Annotated in this window: 19 protein-coding genes; 15 read left to right on the top strand and 4 right to left on the bottom strand. The window is 55.3% G+C overall.

Annotation, left to right across the window (positions count from 1 at the left end; all coding sequences use genetic code 11):
* The first annotated feature begins 2 nt into the window (after positions 1 to 2).
* Complete coding sequence (locus ACR0DG_RS19435) at positions 3 to 320, top strand: P-II family nitrogen regulator (protein WP_480699998.1); 318 nt, start codon at positions 3 to 5, stop codon at positions 318 to 320.
* Position 321: 1 nt separating this feature from the next.
* Here ACR0DG_RS19435 and ACR0DG_RS19440 read toward each other — a convergent pair whose 3' ends face one another.
* Complete coding sequence (locus ACR0DG_RS19440; protein ID WP_480707282.1) at positions 322 to 1245, bottom strand: LysR family transcriptional regulator; 924 nt, start codon at positions 1243 to 1245, stop codon at positions 322 to 324.
* 96 nt (positions 1246 to 1341) lie between these two features.
* Between ACR0DG_RS19440 and ACR0DG_RS19445 the strand changes: the two genes are divergently transcribed.
* From ACR0DG_RS19445 to ACR0DG_RS19495, 11 genes are all read left to right on the top strand, one after another.
* Positions 1342 to 2355 (top strand): class 1 fructose-bisphosphatase, encoded by a 1014-nt coding sequence (locus ACR0DG_RS19445; RefSeq protein WP_480700053.1) that lies wholly within the window; start codon positions 1342 to 1344, stop codon positions 2353 to 2355.
* 16 nt (positions 2356 to 2371) lie between these two features.
* A complete protein-coding gene (locus tag ACR0DG_RS19450) occupies positions 2372 to 3244 on the top strand; it encodes a phosphoribulokinase (protein ID WP_480699996.1) in 873 nt (290 codons plus the stop codon).
* 10 nt (positions 3245 to 3254) lie between these two features.
* Entirely contained in the window at positions 3255 to 5252 is a 1998-nt protein-coding gene (gene tkt, locus ACR0DG_RS19455) for a transketolase (RefSeq protein ID WP_480699995.1), read from the top strand.
* 10 nt (positions 5253 to 5262) lie between these two features.
* Positions 5263 to 6264 carry a type I glyceraldehyde-3-phosphate dehydrogenase gene (gene gap / locus ACR0DG_RS19460; RefSeq protein ID WP_480699994.1) on the top strand — a complete coding sequence of 334 codons (1002 nt, stop codon included), beginning with the start codon at positions 5263 to 5265 and terminating at the stop codon, positions 6262 to 6264.
* Entirely contained in the window at positions 6264 to 7472 is a 1209-nt protein-coding gene (locus tag ACR0DG_RS19465; protein ID WP_480699993.1) for a phosphoglycerate kinase, read from the top strand. Before gap ends, ACR0DG_RS19465 begins: the two co-directional genes overlap by 1 nt.
* Before the next feature lie 12 nt (positions 7473 to 7484).
* Positions 7485 to 8564, top strand: a complete 1080-nt coding sequence (fba, locus tag ACR0DG_RS19470; protein ID WP_480699992.1) for a class II fructose-bisphosphate aldolase — start codon at positions 7485 to 7487, stop codon at positions 8562 to 8564.
* Complete coding sequence (tpiA, locus tag ACR0DG_RS19475) at positions 8561 to 9316, top strand: triose-phosphate isomerase (RefSeq protein WP_480699991.1); 756 nt, start codon at positions 8561 to 8563, stop codon at positions 9314 to 9316. Before fba ends, tpiA begins: the two co-directional genes overlap by 4 nt.
* Positions 9313 to 9993 carry a ribulose-phosphate 3-epimerase gene (rpe, locus tag ACR0DG_RS19480; protein WP_480699990.1) on the top strand — a complete coding sequence of 227 codons (681 nt, stop codon included), beginning with the start codon at positions 9313 to 9315 and terminating at the stop codon, positions 9991 to 9993. Before tpiA ends, rpe begins: the two co-directional genes overlap by 4 nt.
* A gap of 11 nt (positions 9994 to 10004) precedes the next feature.
* Positions 10005 to 10559 carry a thioredoxin family protein gene (locus tag ACR0DG_RS19485; protein ID WP_480699989.1) on the top strand — a complete coding sequence of 185 codons (555 nt, stop codon included), beginning with the start codon at positions 10005 to 10007 and terminating at the stop codon, positions 10557 to 10559.
* Between the two features lies 1 nt (position 10560).
* Positions 10561 to 11232, top strand: coding sequence for an HAD-IA family hydrolase (locus ACR0DG_RS19490; RefSeq protein WP_480699988.1), 672 nt, complete (start codon positions 10561 to 10563; stop codon positions 11230 to 11232).
* Positions 11233 to 11581: 349 nt separating this feature from the next.
* The gene (locus ACR0DG_RS19495; RefSeq protein WP_480699987.1) at positions 11582 to 12997 is read left to right on the top strand and encodes a tetratricopeptide repeat protein; all 1416 of its coding nucleotides are present in this window, start codon (positions 11582 to 11584) and stop codon (positions 12995 to 12997) included.
* A 26-nt stretch (positions 12998 to 13023) separates the two neighbouring features.
* Here the strand turns inward: ACR0DG_RS19495 and ACR0DG_RS19500 are convergent, their stop codons facing one another.
* The gene (locus ACR0DG_RS19500; protein ID WP_480707284.1) at positions 13024 to 13941 is read right to left on the bottom strand and encodes a LysR family transcriptional regulator; all 918 of its coding nucleotides are present in this window, start codon (positions 13939 to 13941) and stop codon (positions 13024 to 13026) included.
* 105 nt (positions 13942 to 14046) lie between these two features.
* On the opposite strand from ACR0DG_RS19500, the gene ACR0DG_RS19505 reads away from it, so the two are divergent.
* Complete coding sequence (locus ACR0DG_RS19505; RefSeq protein WP_480699985.1) at positions 14047 to 15240, top strand: phosphoglycerate kinase; 1194 nt, start codon at positions 14047 to 14049, stop codon at positions 15238 to 15240.
* Positions 15237 to 15965 (top strand): HAD-IA family hydrolase, encoded by a 729-nt coding sequence (locus ACR0DG_RS19510; RefSeq protein WP_480699984.1) that lies wholly within the window; start codon positions 15237 to 15239, stop codon positions 15963 to 15965. The genes ACR0DG_RS19505 and ACR0DG_RS19510 overlap by 4 nt, the downstream gene beginning before the upstream one ends.
* 12 nt (positions 15966 to 15977) lie before the next feature.
* Here the strand turns inward: ACR0DG_RS19510 and ACR0DG_RS19515 are convergent, their stop codons facing one another.
* The gene (locus ACR0DG_RS19515; RefSeq protein WP_480699983.1) at positions 15978 to 16817 is read right to left on the bottom strand and encodes an LnmK family bifunctional acyltransferase/decarboxylase; all 840 of its coding nucleotides are present in this window, start codon (positions 16815 to 16817) and stop codon (positions 15978 to 15980) included.
* A 23-nt stretch (positions 16818 to 16840) separates the two neighbouring features.
* Positions 16841 to 18133, bottom strand: coding sequence for an MSMEG_0568 family radical SAM protein (locus tag ACR0DG_RS19520; protein ID WP_480707286.1), 1293 nt, complete (start codon positions 18131 to 18133; stop codon positions 16841 to 16843).
* A 229-nt stretch (positions 18134 to 18362) separates the two neighbouring features.
* On the opposite strand from ACR0DG_RS19520, the gene ACR0DG_RS19525 reads away from it, so the two are divergent.
* Positions 18363 to 19745, top strand: coding sequence for an aminotransferase-like domain-containing protein (locus ACR0DG_RS19525; protein ID WP_480699981.1), 1383 nt, complete (start codon positions 18363 to 18365; stop codon positions 19743 to 19745).
* The last annotated feature ends 17 nt before the right edge of the window (positions 19746 to 19762 follow it).

A 19762-nucleotide genomic window follows, 5' to 3' on the forward strand; every position in this document is an offset into this window, starting at 1 on the left:
AGATGCGGGAAATTGAAGAAAAGAAACTGCTGACTATTATCACCCCCGGCGAGCTTCAGCGCATGGTCGTCGAACAGCTTAAGAAACGCGGCATAGGCGGGTACACCGTAGTATCTGCATCGGGTGCAGGGACATCCGGGCTGCAGTCGGGCATGCTGATCAGCGATTCCAGCGTCATCCTCTATGTCATCATGTCCGAGGAGCGGCTGCAGAAGGTGCTGATCGACATGGATAAGCTCATGTCGCGTGGCTATAGGGTCAAAGCTTTCTATCAGGATATTTCGATCTTGCCCCGCAAAAAGGCGCGGGCGCGCAAATAAGCTAGTTCGGCAAGAACGCACCGCCCAGATCGCTAATAGCTTGCGAGACCCGGATAGAGCTTTCCTCGGAATGAATGTCCAGCCGTTGCACAAGATACCAGTATCGCATGACCGGCAATCCCGGCCAGCCAATGCGGTGCAAAAGCCCTCCTTCCATCTCGCGTTTCACGACATGGGACGACAACATCGCAACCCCCAACCCGGCGATTACCGCTTCTTTGATCGTTTCGTTCGAATCGAATTCGATCAGATCCGGCGTGCCGTAAGTGTCAATCTGGCTCAGGTAGCGTTCCAGAATAATACGTGTTCCCGACCCCGACTCGCGAACCAGTACGTTTTGACGCACCAATTCGGCTGGGTCGTAATCCGGGCGTTGTGCCAGGACGTGATCACTTGCAACGTAAAGATCATAGGGATGTGGGCCAATAGGAGTCGCTTGCGCTGCAGGTCCTCGAGGTGGACGCCCCATGACGGCTAGGTCGATTCGATCTGCAAACAGATCGTTCACTACATGCGCTCTGTTGGCCACACGGAAAGACAACCTGATTCCCGGCACCTCGTTTTGCAACAAAGCGATCAGTTTCGGCGCGAAGTACCGGCCGGTCGTCTCAAAGCCCAAGGTGACATGCCCCGCATGGCCTGCGCCCAAGGCCTCCAAATTGTCGCAGGCAGAAGCAAGAACGCCTTCGATCCGCTCCATCGCACGGACCAAAACCGCACCATGATCGGTCGCTATCAATCCTTCTTCGCGCCCGCCTCTGACCAGCATGACCTCTCCCATAAATTCTTCTAACTTCTTGATTTGGCTGTGAACTGCTGGCGGGCTGAGAGATTGCAGCGCCGCCGCATCTGTGATCGAGCCGGTATCGGCTACCGCTTTTAGACTACGCAGCTGTTTCAAGGTAATTCCGTTGAGCATATTCATTCCAAAAATATTACACGTCATTTCATTTTATTAAATTTTCTGAAAACTCGCAATGTGGCAGACCACCTCTTACCACTTTGGGAGGATGGAAATGTGATTGCGCAGAGCAGGCAAGATCTGATTGCACATGCCGCAGAAACTGATCCGGCGCTTGCCGATGTTATGGGCTGCCTGACTAATGTCTTTGCGCAGATCGCCCATCGCATCGCACGCGGAGAGCTGGACGAAGACCTGGCAAGCGCAGCAGGGACCAATACAGACGGGGACGCCCAGAAAGCGCTGGATGTCATCGCGGACAACGCGTTCATGGACAGGCTGTCCGGCAGTGCAATCCGATATTATGCATCAGAAGAACAGGACGATGTCGTTGAACTGAATCCGGGCGGTTCATTGGCCTTGGCTATTGATCCTTTGGATGGTTCCTCCAACATCGACACCAATGTATCGGTCGGGACGATCTTTGGAATTTATCACAGCGTCTCTGATCCCAAGGCAAGCTTTCTGCGCCCGGGCCGCGATCTGATTGCGGCGGGTTACGCGATTTACGGACCGCAATGCAGCCTTGTCATTTCCTTTGGGAACGGGGTTCAGAAATATATTCTGGACCCGGATGATGGTCAGTTCCGGCAGGTGGACGCGCCGACAGGAATTTCGATTGATTCACCTGAATACGCAATCAATGCATCGAATTACCGCCATTGGTCCGACCCGGTACGCGCCTATATCGACGATCTGGTCGCCGGTGCGGATGGGCCTCGGGCACGCAATTTCAACCTGCGCTGGATCGCGTCTTTGGTGGCGGAAACGCATCGTATTCTGATCCGCGGCGGGATTTTTCTGTATCCCGGTGACAACCGCGAAGGCTACCAATTCGGTCGGTTGCGGCTGGTCTACGAGTGCGCGCCAATCGCCTTTCTCATCGAAAACGCCGGGGGCCAGGCGTCGAATTGTAGTGACCCCATTCTCGATCAGGTTCCTGACAGCCTGCACGCGCGTTCACCGCTTGTTTTCGGTGGCGCAGACAAGGTCATGCGGGTCGCAAGCTATCACGATCTTCCTCAGGAAGAAAACGCGGCCCTGTTCGGCGAACGCGGCCTGTTCCGCACCTGAGCAACGGAGGCAGCACATGTCCAGAAAACACCCGATCATTTCTGTTACCGGCTCTTCGGGCGCTGGGACTACGACGGTCAAACGGACTTTCGACCAGATTTTCCGCCGCGAAAACCTGAAGGCGGTTTCAATCGAAGGCGATGCGTTTCACCGGTTTGACCGGGCGGCGATGAAGGCCGAACTGGCCAAACGGCTGGAACTAGGGGATTCCACATTTAGCCATTTCAGTTTTGATGCGAACGAGTTGGAAGAACTGGAACGCGTCTTTCGCGAATATGGTGAAACCGGTACGGGTCGCACCCGGCATTATGTCCATGATGACGAAGAGGCCGAGAAATACGGCGTTGCCCCCGGAGAGTTCACCGCCTGGGCACCGTTCGAAGACAAATCCGATCTGCTGTTCTACGAAGGTCTGCATGGCGCGGTCGTCAACGATCAGGTTGATCTGGCCGCATTGGCCGACCTGAAAATCGGCGTGGTTCCGGTCGTCAATCTGGAATGGACCCAGAAAATTCATCGGGACAAGACCAGCCGGGGCTACTCGACCGAGGCGGTTACGGATGTCATTCTGCGACGGATGCACGACTATGTGCACTGCATCTGTCCGCAATTCACCCAGACAGATATCAATTTTCAGCGGGTTCCTGTGGTGGACACGTCGAACCCGTTCATTGCGCGCTGGATTCCCACCGCCGATGAAAGCCTTGTCGTGATCCGTTTCGCCAATCCGCGCGGAATAGATTTTCCCTATCTGATGTCGATGATCCACGACAGCTGGATGACGCGGGCCAACTCGTTGGTCATTCCGGGCGGCAAGATGGATCTGGCGATGCAGCTGATCTTCACGCCAATGATTCACCGTCTGATCCACGAAGCTCAACGCGCCTGAGGGAACAGCCATGACAGCCCATTCCAAACTGATTTCGCATGAAACGCAGATGGCGAATGCCCTGCGTGTTCTGACAATGGACGCAATTGAACAGGCCAATTCCGGGCATCCCGGTGCCCCGATGGGTCTGGCTGATGTGGCCACCGTCCTGTTTAACCGCTTCATCAACATCGATCCTGAGAACCACGAGTGGCCGGACCGGGATCGGTTCGTCCTAAGCGCCGGTCATGGCTCGATGCTGGTCTACGCCGTCAACCATCTTTTGGGCTATGATGACATGGACGCCGACCAGCTGCGCAATTTCCGCCAGTTGGGCTATCGCACAGCGGGTCATCCCGAATATGGCCACGCAAAAGGCATTGAGACCACGACAGGCCCTCTGGGTCAGGGTCTGGCGACTGCGGTCGGCATGGCGTTGGCTGAGCGGATGCAAAACGCACGCTTTGGGGATGAGCTCGTCGATCATTTCACCTATGTCCTGGCCGGGGATGGCTGTCTGATGGAAGGGATCAGCCATGAAGCCATCGACCTTGCAGGTCACCTTGGGTTGGGACGTCTGATCCTGTGCTGGGACGACAACGGCATCACGATTGACGGCGGCACGGATTTGTCCACCTCGACAGATCAAATCAAGCGGTTCGAAGCGGCCGGCTGGCATGTGCTGTCGGTTGATGGGCATGACAACGAGGCTATAGCTGCCGCCATTGACACCGCACGAGCGGAAACTGGGCGGCCCTCGTTGATTGCCTGTAAAACGACGATCGGTAAAGGCGCTCCGAACAAGGCCGGTAGCCACAAGGTCCATGGTGCTCCCCTAGGTGCCGACGAAATCGCGGCCACCCGCGCAGCGCTTGGCTGGACCGCTCCGCCATTCGAAATCCCATCTGACATTGCGGATGCATGGCAGGCGATCAGCCAACGCGGAGCTGCAGCGCGCACCAATTGGCTGCATCGAAAAGCGATGAATCCCAAATCCAAGGAATTCGACCAGTCGCTTGCACCCGCCGAGATTTATCCTCTGGCGCGCGCCATCGCCGCCCACAAGTCGAGCTTGTCAAGCGAACGCCCCAAACTGGCAACGCGAAAAGCGTCTGAAATGGCGCTGGAGGTCGTCAACGCGGTTCTACCCAACTCGGTCGGCGGGTCGGCGGACCTCACCGGGTCAAACAATACCAAAACGTCCGAGATGCGTCCCGTAACCCGACACGACTATGCAGGAAGCTACATTCATTTTGGCATTCGTGAACACGGTATGGCGGCGGCCATGAACGGCATCGCTTTACATGGTGGGTTCTTCGCCTATGGCGGTACTTTTCTTGCCTTTGCTGACTATTGCCGCCCTGCAATCCGCCTGTCCGCGCTGATGCAGGTGCCGGTCGTCTATGTAATGACGCATGACTCGATCGGATTGGGCGAAGACGGCCCGACCCATCAACCGGTCGAAACCATCGCCTCTCTGCGGGCGGTGCCAAATTTGACAGTGATCCGCCCGGCGGATGGGGTTGAAACTGCAGAAGCTTGGGAAGTTGCGGCTGCCGCCAAGAATACACCTACTGTGCTTTGTTTGTCACGGCAGGGATTGCCGACAGTACGTAACGTACACAATCCAACTAACCTTACTGCGCGGGGGGCATATATTTTGCAGGAACCAGACGTGGAGCGCGACATCACGCTTATCGCCACTGGATCAGAAGTGGAAATTGCCCTGCAAGCGGCCGACCTGCTGGCAGAACACTGTATACATGCTGCTGTGGTTTCGGCACCAAGTTTTGAGCTGTTTGAAAAACAGTCAACGGAGTATCAAGTCGGAGTTTTGGGCACCGGACCGCGTGTCGGGATCGAGGCTGCCGTTTCACAGGGCTGGCACAGATGGCTCGGCCACAACAGCGCTTTTGTCGGAATGACAGGGTTCGGTGCCTCGGCGCCAGCACCCGCGCTGTATCAACACTTCAATATAACAGCCGAAGCTGTCGCCAAAGCCGCAGCAGGCCTTCTGGAACAGGACTGAAGGAGTTCAAATGTCTGTAAAAGTTGCAATAAACGGATTTGGTCGAATTGGTCGTAATGTCTTGCGGGGCATTCAGGAAACGGCGCGCAACGATATCGAAGTCGTTGCGATCAATGACCTGGGGCCGGTCGATATGAACGCTCATCTTCTGCGCTATGACAGCGTGCATGGTCGGTTCCCCGGTAACATCAACGTCACCGATACATCAATCGACGTGGGCTCTGGCCCAATCGAAGTAACGGCCATACACGACCCGAAGGACCTCCCGTGGCAAGGGGTGGACGTTGCCCTGGAGTGTACCGGTATTTTCACTGGCCGCGACGCAGCCGCCAAGCATCTAGAGAACGGTTCAAAGCGCGTACTCGTGTCGGCCCCTGCCAGTGGTGCGGACAAAACGATTGTGTACGGTGTCAACCACAAGACATTGCGATCGACGGACACCGTGGTATCGAACGCATCCTGCACGACCAATTGCCTCAGTCCCGTAGCGCAGGTGCTCAACGACGCGATCGGTATCCAGCGCGGGTTCATGACCACAGTACATTCATACACGGGTGATCAACCGTCGCTGGACGTGATGCGCAAAGACTATTACCGCGCCAGAGCGGCCTCACTAAGCATGGTGCCGACCTCGACTGGCGCGGCCAAAGCTGTGGGCTTGGTATTGCCAGAACTGAATGGCAAACTCGACGGGGTCGCTATTCGGGTGCCGACACCCAATGTCTCAGTTGTTGATCTGGTCTTCGAAGCCGAGCGCGACACAACAGTAGACGAAGTCAATGCCGCAATCCGCGCGGCTGCGGACGGCCCACTGGCGGGTGTTCTGGGCTACACGGACGACCCTAATGTCTCGATGGATTTCAACCACGATCCACATTCCTCAATCTTCCATATGGATCAAACCAAGGTGATGGATGGGAATATGGTCCGCATCCTCAGCTGGTATGACAATGAGTGGGGGTTCTCGAACCGGATGGCAGACACTGCGGTGGCCATGGGCAGGCTGATCTGATGCGGCTGCCCCGGATCACTGACATGGATGTGGCGGGCAAACGTCTGTTGGTACGTGCTGACCTGAACGTGCCCGTCGAAGACAGGCGGGTGACAGATACCACCCGTATTGATCGCTTTGCAGCTGGCATGAAACCGCTTCTGGAAAAAGGTGCGCGGCTGGTCATCCTCACTCATTTCGGACGACCCAAACCAAACGAGCTGGATCCGGCCTTTTCTGTCGACAAACTGCGACCAAACCTTGCCAAGGCCCTTGGGGTTCCGGTCAAGTTCTCGGATGTCTGTGTCGGTGCATCTGCCCGGATTCACAGCGAACAGTTGCAGAATGGCGAGGTGATGCTATGCGAGAATTTGCGTTATAATGCCGGAGAAACCGTTAACGATCCGAAATTCGCCGCCGAGCTGGCCGAATTGGGAGATATTTATGTCAACGACGCGTTTTCCTGTTCGCACCGCGCCCATGCCTCGACGGATGCTATAGCGCGGATCATGTCCTCGGCGGCGGGGCCGTTGCTGGTTGAAGAGATCGACGCACTTGGTGCGGCACTGGAATCTCCGGGTTCTCCTGCGGTTGCGATCGTAGGAGGGGCCAAGGTTTCAACCAAAATACCCGTGTTGAAAAATCTGGTGGGCAAGCTGGACGCGGTGATCATCGGGGGCGGCATGGCCAACACATTCTTGTTCGCGCAGGGCTGTCCCATGGGAAAATCGCTGCACGAGGCCGACCAGATCGGCACCGTAAAGGACATTCAGGCACTGGCCGCGCAATCGGGATGCCAGTTGGTGCTGCCGGTCGATAATGCGTGCGCCAGACAATTCGCCAAAGGTGCCGAACGTCATATCTGTGCGGCACAGGATTGCCCTGATGACATGATGATCCTGGATGCGGGGCCTGCGTCGGTGAAGGAATTCTCTCGTATCCTTGCATCCGCTAAAACGATCCTGTGGAACGGGCCGCTGGGCGCCTTTGAAATCCCACCGTTCGATGCGGCCACCGTTGCGCTTGCCAAGGTCGCCGCAGAGGCCACCCGCAATGGCACCGCAATTTCGGTAGCTGGCGGCGGGGATACGGTCGCGGCGCTGAACGCGGCCGGGGTCACAGATCAATTCACCTATGTCTCCTCTGCCGGAGGAGCGTTTCTGGAATGGCTGGAGGGCAAAACCCTCCCCGGTATCGCGGCCCTGACGCCGGCCGGACAAGCCGCCTGAGGAGGAACCGACATGGCACTTATTACCCTGCGCCAGCTTTTGGATCACGCCGCCGAGCACAGCTATGGCGTGCCAGCGTTCAACATCAACAACATGGAACAGGGGCTGGCAATCATGAATGCCGCCCGTGCCGTGGACAGCCCGGTGATCCTTCAGGCAAGTCGGGGCGCGCGGTCCTATGCGGGCGACATCATGCTGCGCCATATGGTGCTGGCCCTGGCCGAGATGTATCCCGACAACCCCATCTGCCTGCATCAGGATCACGGCAACAACGAACAGACCTGCCTGTCGGCCATTCGGCACGGGTTTACCTCGGTGATGATGGACGGCTCGCTTGAGGCTGATATGAAAACTCCGGCGTCCTATGACTATAACGTCAATATCACCAAAGCCGTCTCAGAAATGGCCCATTGGGTCGGCGCTTCGGTCGAGGGAGAACTGGGCGTTCTGGGCTCGTTGGAAACAGGCGAGGCCGCAAAAGAAGACGGCTCAGGCGCCGAGGGCAAGCTGTCGATGGATGACCTTTTGACAGACCCCGATCAGGCGGCGGATTTTGTGGCAAAGACCAAGGTGGATGCGCTGGCGATTGCCTGCGGGACATCACACGGGGCTTACAAGTTCTCGCGCAAGCCGGACGGGGAGATCCTGGCGATGAACCGCATTGCCGAAATTCATGCGCGTATTCCTGACGTACATCTTGTGATGCACGGGTCGTCGTCAGTACCGCAAGAACTTCAGGATTTGATCAACGCCCATGGCGGAGACATGCCGCAAACCTATGGTGTCCCGGTTGAAGAGATCGAAAAAGGCATCAAATCCGGTGTCCGTAAAGTGAACATCGACACGGATTGCAGAATGGCCATGACCGGCCAGTTCCGAAAAATAGCGTCCGAGAATCCCGCACAATTTGATCCGCGCAAATTCCTTGTTCCCGCGATCAAAGAGATGGAAGACTTGTGCCGCGACCGGTTCGAACGCTTTGGAACGGCGGGTCATGCCTCCAGGATCAAAACAATCGCGCTGGATGATATGGCCACCCGCTATGCATCGGGCACGTTGGACCCTGTCACCAGAAGCTTTGCAGCCGCATGACTGGTCGCCGAAAAATTGCTGCGGGCAACTGGAAGATGCACGGCTATGGCGCGGATCTTGTCGAGGTGGCTGAAATCGCCAGCGCTTCGAAACCGCTTTCGGGCATAATTACACTGCTGTGTCTACCTGCCACGTTGCTCGACCGCGCCCGCGGCCGCGGAGTAGAGTTGGGCGGCGAGGACTGCCACCCTCAGCCGTCCGGAGCGCATACCGGGGACATCTCTGCGAAGATGCTGAGCGACGCCGGAGCCGGTTTTGTCCTTGTAGGGCATTCAGAGCGTCGCTGTGACCATGCCGAGTCCGACGAGGATGTTGCAGCCAAAGCAGAGGCCGCATGGGCCTGCGGCCTGACCGCGATCATCTGCATTGGCGAAACACAGGACCAATACCGTGCGGGTCACACCGAACAGGTGCTTGCGGCACAAATCGCGGGTTCGGTTCCCGACGGTGCGACCCCTGAAAATACGGTCATTGCATATGAACCTGTTTGGGCTATCGGCAGCGGTCTGACACCAGACGCCGAAGTCATCCAGAAAACCCATGCGGCCATCCGCTCCAATCTGGCGGCCCGGCACCCGCAGGGGGGCGAGATGTCGATCCTCTATGGCGGTTCGGTAAAGCCTGACAATGCAACAGTCATCTTTTCCTACCCGGATGTGGATGGCGGCCTGGTAGGAGGCGCCTCTTTAAAGGCTGCCGATTTTGTGCCGATCATGCAGGCCCTGAATGCCAGCAAAGGGGAAAGCCAATGAGTTTCGACAGATCCGTCAAAATTGCGCCCTCGATCCTGTCCGCAGATTTTGCCGATTTCGGACGCGAGATTCAGGCGATCGAGACTCAGGGCGCGGATTGGGTGCATGTGGATGTGATGGACAACCATTTCGTGCCGAACCTGACCTTTGGCCCTCCGGCGGTCAAAGCCTTCCGCAAACATGTGAAAACGGTGATGGATGTGCATCTGATGATTGCGCCCGTAGACCCGTCCATCGAAGCCTATGCAGAGGCCGGAGCCGACATCCTGACAGCGCATGTTGAAGCCAGCCCACATATCCACCGCACTCTGCAAGCCATTCGTGCAAACGGAATGAAAGCGGGGGTGGCATTGAACCCTGCAACCCCGGCCGAGGCGGTGTCTCATGTTCTGGACCTGTGCGATCTTGTCTGCGTGATGACCGTGAACCCCGGCTTTGGCGGGCAGACGTTCATCGATATGACGTCCAAGATCAGCACCCTGCGGCAGATGATCGGCGACCGAGAGGTTCACATCGAGATCGACGGTGGGGTTGACCCGAACACCGCGCCTCTGGTTCGGCAGGCCGGGGCGGATGTTCTGGTTGCAGGCTCGGCCGTCTTCCGGGGCGGATCTGTTGAGGCACCAGACGCCTATGGCCGCAACATCTCGGCTATCCGGTCGGCAGCTGGCAACTGAGTGATATCGAAATGGCTGAAACAACTCCGGTTTGCGATTTCGGGCAACCTGCCCCGGATTTTTCCTTACCTGCAACGGATGGCAGTACTGTCGGTCTTGCGGATGTGGCTGGGAAAAATGGCACGTTGATCATGTTCATCTGCAATCACTGCCCCTACGTGCTGGCTGTGTTGGATCGGATCATACGCGATGCGCGCGAACTTCAGAAAATTGGTATTGGTGTCGCTGCCATTTCGGCAAACGACGTGGATGCCTACCCGGAAGACAGTTTCGACAATATGCGGAGGATGGCCGAGACCCACGGTTTTCCATTCCCTTATCTGTTCGACTCAGACCAAAATGCTGCCCGCGCCTATGGGGCTGTCTGCACCCCTGATTTCTTTGGCTATGCCGCGGAAGGCGGATTGCAGTACCGCGGTCGACTTGACGCGTCAGGCAAGGCGGAAGGCCCAAGCAATCTGAGACGAGAATTGTTTCTAGCCATGAAACAGGTGGCTGAGACCGGAGAGGGACCAACGGATCAGGTGCCCTCGATAGGATGTTCGATAAAATGGAAGGTAGCATAACATGGCCCGGATTGTCTTTGATCTTGACGGCACGCTGATCGACAGCGCGCTGGATCTGCACAACATCGCACGCGAGGTGATGTCAGAGGAAGGATACGCGCCAATATCTGTTGATCAGGCGCGCTCCTTCATCGGACATGGGGTCGATAACTTTGTGACAAAGATCAGAACAGCGCGCCAAATACCGGATGACGATCATGAGCGAATTCTTGGAAAGTTCAAAGATCGCTATCAGAATGCAGTGCATCTGACTCTGATATATCCAGGCGTAAAACAGGCTTTGGATGATCTTCTACAATCGGGTCACCATCTGGGAATTTGTACCAATAAGCCAATGGTACCCTGTATGGCAGTCTTGAGGCATCTAAAGCTTGACCACTATTTTCAAGTGGTGCGGGCAGGCGACAGCTTGCCGGTCCACAAACCCGACCCTGCTCCGCTGTACTCGGCCTTTGCAGACTTACCACCAGGTGATGAGATTTACGTTGGTGACAGCGAGGTCGACGCTGAAACAGCACTGCATGCGAAGGTACCGTTTCTCTTGTTTACCGAAGGGTATCGAAAGAAGCCTGTTGGGTTGATTCCGCACACTCAGTCCTTTGCTCACCACGTCGACCTCCCGAACCTTGTAGCTGCGCTATTGGCCGAATCCAGAACAGGCCGAATTGCCTGAGATACTCTGATTTTACTGAAATCCGCACCTCGCCAGCGGTTGCATTGGCGAGGTGCTGGTTCTGTTTTTCAACAGTATATTTCAGTTTCCTGGGCACATGTTTCAAAATCCGGCCGATTTCAGCCGATATTTCCTTTATGATGCAACAATAAACGTTCATTAATGTAGTTTCAGCACAGATCTCACACGTCCATTCACAAATCAGCGAAGCTCATACTCCGTTAGGCATGGTCTGTGGCATAAGTGCGAGTAGGATTAAGCCTGAAGCGATGCATCAAATTCCCATGTGTAGAGCGCGGGCGGTCCGAACGAGATACAAGGATGTAGACGGCTGGTAAGGACAAACAACATGGCTCTAGACCGCTTGCAAAGCACTCAGCGGATTTCAAAAGATATCCGGGGCGTTCCGGTTTCTTATGGTGATGCAAACGCCATCGACGGGTTGGAGCAAGCCATTGAGCAATCTCTGTCCTTCCGTGGAGATGCGATTGCAACCATTGATGCCGTATTGTCCGAGCATCCCGGATTTGCAATGGGATGGCTGTTCAAAGCGGGATGGCTGACCCAGTCGATGGAAACGCGCATCTACTCGCAGTTCGTCGAAGCGATCGCGCAGGCCGAGCATCTGTCAGGGCAGACCAACTCACGTGAACAGGGCCATCTGGCAGCGGTCAAAGCCTGGGCTGCCGGTGACTTTTTTGGGGCAGTCCAGAAATGGGAAGCAGTTCTGACGCAATACCCCAAAGATCTTTTTGCGCTGGGTCTTATTCACTATACTATGGTTTTGCTGGGGGATGTCCCGGGACAGCGCGACGTGGTCGCGCGCGTTTTTAACCTTTGGGATGCCGATATTCCAGGCTATGAGTTCGTTCTGGGTTTCTACGCGTTTGGGCTGGAAGAAAACCGTGACTTTACCCACGCCGAAGATCTGGCGCGGCAAGCATTGGATATCCGGCCTGACAACCCCTATGCCGTTCACGCAGTAAGCCACGTAATGGAGATGCGAGGGCGGCAGTCCTGTGGCATCAAATTCATGAAAGATCGCGCGGACGTCTGGGGCACGTCAAATTTCGCGAACCACCTATGGTGGCATACCTCACTATACCATCTCGATCTGGAGCAGTATGATCAGGTCTACGATATTTTTGATCATCACTTGGACTCACGTCGCAAGGATGGCAACAAATATGAAGAGTTGGACGCAGCTGCCCTTCTGTGGCGCATGAATCTGGCTGGTCAAGAGTCGGGCGACCGTTGGGTGCATCTGGCCAATAAATGGGAGCCGGCAGCGCAGGACACGCTCTATGCGTTCAACGACGTGCATGCGATGATGACATTCGCGTCAGATAACCGTGTAGATGCGCAAGACCTGTTGATCCACGCTAACAAACGTTATCTCGAAAGCGCGTCAGATGCGAACGCCGCCATGAGTCGTGAGATCGGGATGCCGTTTTGCATGGCAATACAGGATTTCAAACGCGAGGAATACGCCTCTTGTGTAGAACGCCTCCTGCCCGTCCGTTATATGACGCACCGTTTGGGTGGCAGCTTTGCGCAACGGGATATCATCGGCTGGACATTGCTCGAAGCCGCATTACGCGCCAAACGCTATGATCTGGCGCTGGGATTGGCCAATGAGCGTGCGGGCTTAAAGCCCACATCGGTTCAAAACTGGCGAGCCGTCGCGCGCGCGCTGAAAGGCCTGGGCGATAGTCATGGGGCCGACCGTGCCATGGCCAGAGCCGACACGCTTGCCTCGGCTTGACAGGGAAACAGACCACTGCCCCGGACCTATCGGGGCAGGAAGTCACCATCCTTTTCACAAATCGCATCCCAGATGGTTTGCGCCGCCGCCGACTCCGGTATGTTGAGAGGTTTTATGAGATACCAATGCCGGTGCAACGGCAAACCGTTCAGGTTCAGGCTGACCAGACGGCCGGTTTTCAGCTCTTCCATAACCGTGTGTTTGGACAACATGGCAATGCCCAGCCCCGCAATCACAGCCTGCTTTATGGTCTCGTTACCACCCATCACTGACTCGCGGTAACTTTGGCCCGCTCCGATGTCGTCGAGATAGCGTGCCATCAGCATACGGGTACCCGAGCCTTCTTCACGGGCGATAAATGTTTCCTGCAATAGTGCTTCGGACGACACGGCGCTCAGCTTGGCCAGGTGATGTTGAGGATTCGCAACCAGAATATACGGGTGCGATCCGATCGTGGCTGATTTCAGCTTGGGCGATTTCGGCGGACGACCCATGATCGCCAGATGCAAAGCTTTGGCGTCCAACATGGCGATGATCTGTTCCCTGTTTCCGATCGCCAGATCGATTTCAACATCCGGATGTCTGGTGTTCAGATCGGCGACAAGGGATGGAGCAAAGTACTTTCCGGTACTCACGACACCCAACCGAATATGGCCCTTCTTTCCCTGCCGCAAAGCTTCAATATCGCGCATACTCTTTTCAAGCTCTGAGTTGATGCGCGCAGCAGCTGCCACCAGAATTTGACCCGCCTCGGTGGCTTTCATCGGCCCGGAACCATTGCGAACGATGAGCGGTGTATCGACAATCTCTTCGAGATTTTTCAATTGCGTGTGCACCGCTGGCGAGGTCAGGTTCAACTCCTGCGACGCAGCCGAAAACGACCCATGACGGCTGACTGCGCTCAGCGCCAAGAGTGATCGCAAGTTCTGATATCTCCGGATCATCTTAAACATAGGTTAACTCATGTTTCCTATATTTAAATACCATTAACAGAAGGAAACATAAATACTCTTCTTTAACTTTCAACGCCTACAAGAGGAGAATCGCGAATGTCACAGCTCACTTCTATCAATGACGTGGACGTCTCAGGCCGTCGTCTTCTGGTGCGCGCTGATCTGAATGTGCCCATGAAAGATGGTCAGATCACGGATATGACCCGGATTAACCGGTTTGCAGAAGGTATGCGTCCGCTGCTGAAAAAAGGGGCCAAGATGGTTGTCCTGACTCACCGTGGACGTCCGGACCGCCCTTTTGACCAATCCCTGTCCAACGAGAAAATCAGGAAAGCACTGTCCGATGCCCTGCAAGCTCCTGTGTGGTTTTCAGCCTACTCGACCGGCCCCTCTAGCGAGAGCTTTGCCAGCCGTCTTGGTGAAGGGCAGGTCTTGCTATGCGAGAATGTACGGTTTCTGAAAGGTGAAACCGCAAATGATCTGGAAGTGGCCGCCGGTCTGTCCCGTTTGGGCGAGATTTACGTGAATGATGCATTCTCGAGCGCGCATCGCGCCCACGCATCGACCGAAGGTGTTACCCGGTTCCTGCCCTCTTTTGCCGGCCCATTGATGCTGGATGAAGTTGATGCCCTGTCTCAGACACTCGACGCACCGGACCAACCTGCTGTGGCTGTCATTGGCGCAAACAGGCTATCCAGCAAGGCCCCTATCCTGCTGAACCTGGCCGGAAAACTGGACAAATTGATTATTGGTGGACAGATTGCGAACACATTTCTTCACGCAAGCGGGACACCAATAGGTCAATCCCAGTTTGAACCGGAGCAACTGGATGCGGTCGCTGAAATTCGCGCCCGCGCCGAGGCTTCGGGATGCAAGATTCTGCTGCCTATAGATCTGATCGTTTCTCGGGATAACGGGCACAGTACCGAAGTTGTCGATCGGGCCGCCTGCCCGCATGATGCGACCATTCTGGACGTAGGTCCCAAAAGCGTTAAACGGTTCAAGGCCGCATTGGGAACCGCGCGCGCAATCCTCTGGAATGGACCTTTCGGCCGCATGACAGATGAAGCCCCCGCCGCTGGCCTGGCCCATGAGGCAGCCCGGATCACACGTTTGGGCAACTCTATTACTGTTGCCGGGGGGCGTGAAGCTGTACGCGCTTTGCACCAGGCTGGCGTTTCCGAGGATTTTTCCTTTATTTCAACCGCACGCGGCGCGTTTTTGGAAAGTCTGAGTGGGAACAACCTACCAGGCATTGCTGCGCTCAAAGGCGCGCAGTGTGGATCATGACACTACGGGCGCTTATCTTTGATGTAGATGGTACATTGGCGGAAACCGAAGTGGTTCACCGCATTGCTTATAACGTCGCCTTTACCGAGGCTGGCCTAGACTGGTACTGGAGCGAGGAAGCCTTCATCAAAATTCTGCGCCACGCAGGGGCAAAAGAGCAGATGCGGGCCTATGCCAGACAGGTCGGCGTCCCATTGTCAGAAAGCGACATCATTGACCTTCACAGCTGCAAGATGCGCGCTTATCGCGACTTACTCAGAGAGGGCAACAGACTGCGGCTCCGAAAGGGCGTTCGCGACCTGATCGCGCGTGCGCGCCACAAGGGTTTGAAACTTGCTATTGCCACCGCGTCACACAGGATGAATGTCGAATCGCTTTGCCAAGCCTGTTGGGGCAAGTCCGCCGATCGTATTTTCAATGTCATTGCAACTGGCGAGGAGGTTCAAGTCAAAAAACCATCGCCTGAAGTGTATCAGCTGGCACTGAACCGACTTGCCGTGCACCCCGACGAAACCCTGGCGATTGAAGACAGTCAGAACGGTTTGCGGGCGGGTTTGGATGCGGGTTTGCGAGTCTTAGTGACACCATCAGATTTCACGCAATCCGATGATTTCACGGGGGCAACCTGGGTTCGCGACGACTTAATTCTGGATACTTTGCCAAACGCATTGTTTGAGGTGCTTAAAGACGATGCCACACCGGCTTTGTCGCAGATAGCAAGATAGTATGTAGTTAAATCAGACACTGGCTCGGACTGGCTCGAGCTGGTTTTCGGCCAAGACATCAAACTGCTCCTGCCCTGCACGTTTCTGATCCACCATCTTGCTGAAACTTCGTGCGATGCATTTCTGATCACTTGATCGAGACATTGCAGAAACAACGTCATTCTCGTCTCTTCGAGATGAAATACATGTCAGTTCGAAAGGGTCGACGTTGCCGAAATAGGCAATCTCACGCGAGGCTAAAGGTGTTTTCGCCACAAACTCGGGGTACTCGTACCTTTTGAACACTTGCGAGAAGTTGGCAAAGTACATGAACTTGGCTGCGTTGAAGTCCACGGCTGGATTAACCAGATGCTGATTGGTTTGTACCAGATTCTGGTCGTCATACCCGCGCAGATGCCGGAACCGAGAGCGGGTCTCTTCCAATGTGGCGTCACCAAACGGCTTCGACTGAAACTCCATCGAGGTTTTCCCAAACCGGGTATTGCTGCGAGCCTTTGCCGTTGACAGGGTCGACATCATCCGCGCCGTCGCCGCCAGCCCTGAACCAGCTTTGGAATATGTGGTTTCCGTTATGAAAAACGGAGGCTTCAACGCGCAGGGATGACACACGACTGAAATGTCGTCGTCCTCCGAGACCTCTACCTCTCTGTTGTAGCGCAGAGATGTATAGATAAAGCTCGCGTAGATTCGGTGCCCATCATGAGATATCCAGTCTGATGGGCGTTTCGCAGTGAGTGTCGCGATCCATTTCCAGTGCAGACTGCCCGCATGTGTCAGACAAAAGTGTTCCGACAGGCCAAAAATATCGAGATGCGGCATCCCGGCGTGAAAGTTGTCATGGGTGGCTAACATGGTGTTGCCTCCTAAGATCGGCGTTATCCAGCTGGCACTTTGAGTTTTTCGTACAGCGACAAGGCAGAACATGCGCCGCATTTGGCGCAACCTGCGGCCATGTCATCGGATCTAATCCCGCTTTCCCGCAGCATTTTTCCTATGGGCATGAGTATTTCGTGCATAAAGCCCGCTGAAGGGGTTGGGTGGCTTTCCATCGGTGTGCCCGAGATTGGGACGAAGGGCACCACGAAGGGATACACCCCTATGTTAATCAGCCGCTCGCTCATGTTGATGATCTGCTCTTTGGTATCGCCAAGACCAGCAAGAATATAAGTGGACACCTCGCCTCGCCCAAAAACCTCAACGGCGGCTTCGAAGGCTTCAAAATATCGATCGACAGATACTTGTGCCTTGCCAGGCATCACCTCGGCGCGCACCTCATCGCTCACCGCCTCAAGGTGCATTCCCAACGAGTCAATGCCCGCATCCTTCATGCGTTGGAACCAATCATCTGTATCGGGCGGCTCGCACTGACCTTGAATCGGAAGATCCACACGTGCTTTCACACCTTCTGCGCTTTCAACAAGAATACTTGCGCCACGGTCCTTGGTTGGAGGAGTGCCCGTAGTCATGATCATTTGGGTCACACCATCCAACTCAACCGCAGCCTTGGCAACCTCGCCCAACTGTTCCGGCGTTTTACGTTCGATGGTCCGCCCTGCCGCTAGAGACTGCCCGATCGAGCAGAACTTGCAGGTTTTGGTTCGGCTCTGGTATCGAATGCACGTCTGTAAGATCGTTGTGGCCAGCACATCTTTGCTATGCAACGCGGCGATATGGGAATATGGAATTCCATCCGCTGTGGTGAGATCGTAAAATTTCGCGCGAAAAGGAAATTTCACGTGTCCAACATCTACGCCATTGCGGCGGACTCGACTATTGCCTTCGGCGTCCGGTGCATCAACCACGTAGGGACTGCTGAAGGCCGGCGCGGTATGAACCGGGATCATGACTGTTTTGTCATTGATCGTCAGAGCGGTATGATCCGACGGGCCCGCACCCCCTCTCCGGCTTTCACCGCTGTTTTTCGGATCCACAAGGCGCACACCATTCGACTGTAGTTCATTGATAAGCTCTTCAGCGCTCATCGGCTTGGCGATCGGGCCAGATTTTGGTTCGTCGTAGGATTGTGCAACGCTCATTATTGGCTTCCTCCTGATCTTGATCAGGGTGAATTGGATCCAATGGCGACGAACCAAAGAACCTGCTGCACAAGATGCGTCAGCATCATCCACCCTAGCACCATACCAAACTTTTTCGCCGGATATTGACATTGCTTGCTGCCAATTGATGCCGTGGCGACAGAATTAAAGGAATTCAATGCATCCTGTCAATGTAATAGTAAAAGTAATTTTCTTTCTGATAGTTTAGTTATGAAATAGCCCCTTTTTTCACCATTACTGCCCAAAAGTTCATTTTTTTCGGATTTCTGATGGAAATCTTGACCACATGTAGATATACAATCTACAGTCATTACACGAAACAATCGGAATAGAATCGCGAATGGAAAACTGGGTCCCGATGCTCGCCGATGATGGAAATCCTCGCTATATGGCGCTTGCAAACGCCATTGCCGAGGATATCAAAATTGGCCGTCTGGCCATCGGGGACCGGCTGCCGCCGCAGCGTGAATTGGCTGAAAGGCTATCAATTCATTTCACAACCGTCGCTCGGGGGTATGTCGAAGCCAATGCACGCGGCCTGATCGAGTCTAAAGTTGGGCGCGGCACCTTTGTGAGCAAGCAAACCAGAAGCGACGCACATATCTTTCCCGATCGTCCCGCAGATGCCTCCATGAATCTGCCACCCGAACCACATGATGCAGAACTGAGGCGCAAGATGCGCACCAGCGCGCAATATATCGCTGAGGATATAGTGGCGCTTCTGCGATATCAGGGGGCCGCAGGCAGTGATACAGACAAACAGGCAGCGCTGAGCTGGCTTAATCGCAGATCGATATCTCCCAAGCAGGATCGCTTGCTAATAGTGCCTGGCGCACAGGCAGCGCTGGACGGAATTCTTCGCGTGATAACCAAGCCCGGAGAAACAATTCTATGCGAGAATATCACCTACCCTGGTATCCGGTCACTGGCGGCTCAGCACCGCCTGAATCTGCTTGGTCTTGAAATGGACGAACAAGGGATAGACCCGCAGGCGTTTCAAGATGCCTGCGAGATGCACAAACCCAAAGCGCTGTATCTGAACCCAACGCTGCAGAATCCCACCACGTTGACCATTCCAATTGAACGTCGCCGCGACCTGGCAGCCATCGCGCGCCAGTACAATGTACCTATTCTCGAAGATGACGCCTATGGATTGATCCCAGCACGAGGTCAGCAGCCGGCGCCATTTGTCTCGATCTTGCCGGAGCTAACATGGCATATAGCCGGGCTATCAAAATGCATCGGCGCGGGCTTGAGAGTTGCCTATGTGATTGCGCCGGAGGCCCGTAGCGCATGGCCCCTGTTGTCAGCGATGAGGGCGTCTATTGTCATGCCATCCCCTTTCACGGTTGCGATTGTGACAAAGTGGATCGAAGATGGCACCGCAACCAGCATTTTGCGCGCTGTGCGGACCGAAACAATCGAACGCAACAAGCTGGCTCGCCGCATTCTGCCCGAGGGCACATTTCGCAGTGATCCATTATGTTTCAGCATCTGGCTGAACCTGCCTCAACCATGGACCCGGACGACCTTTGTCGAACACATGCGGGCTAAAAACATAGGCGTAGTTGCAAGTGACGCCTTTGTCGTCAATCGCGCCGCGCCAGAGGCTGTGAGGATGTGTTTGGGCGGCCCTGCCACGAGAGGACAGATTGAGGCGGCACTAGGATTTGCGGCACATGCATTGACAGAATCCCCAGCACTTACCTCGGCATTCTTATGACAAGCTGCTGCGCCCCT

This window comes from Ruegeria sp. BG8 (assembly GCF_056538325.1).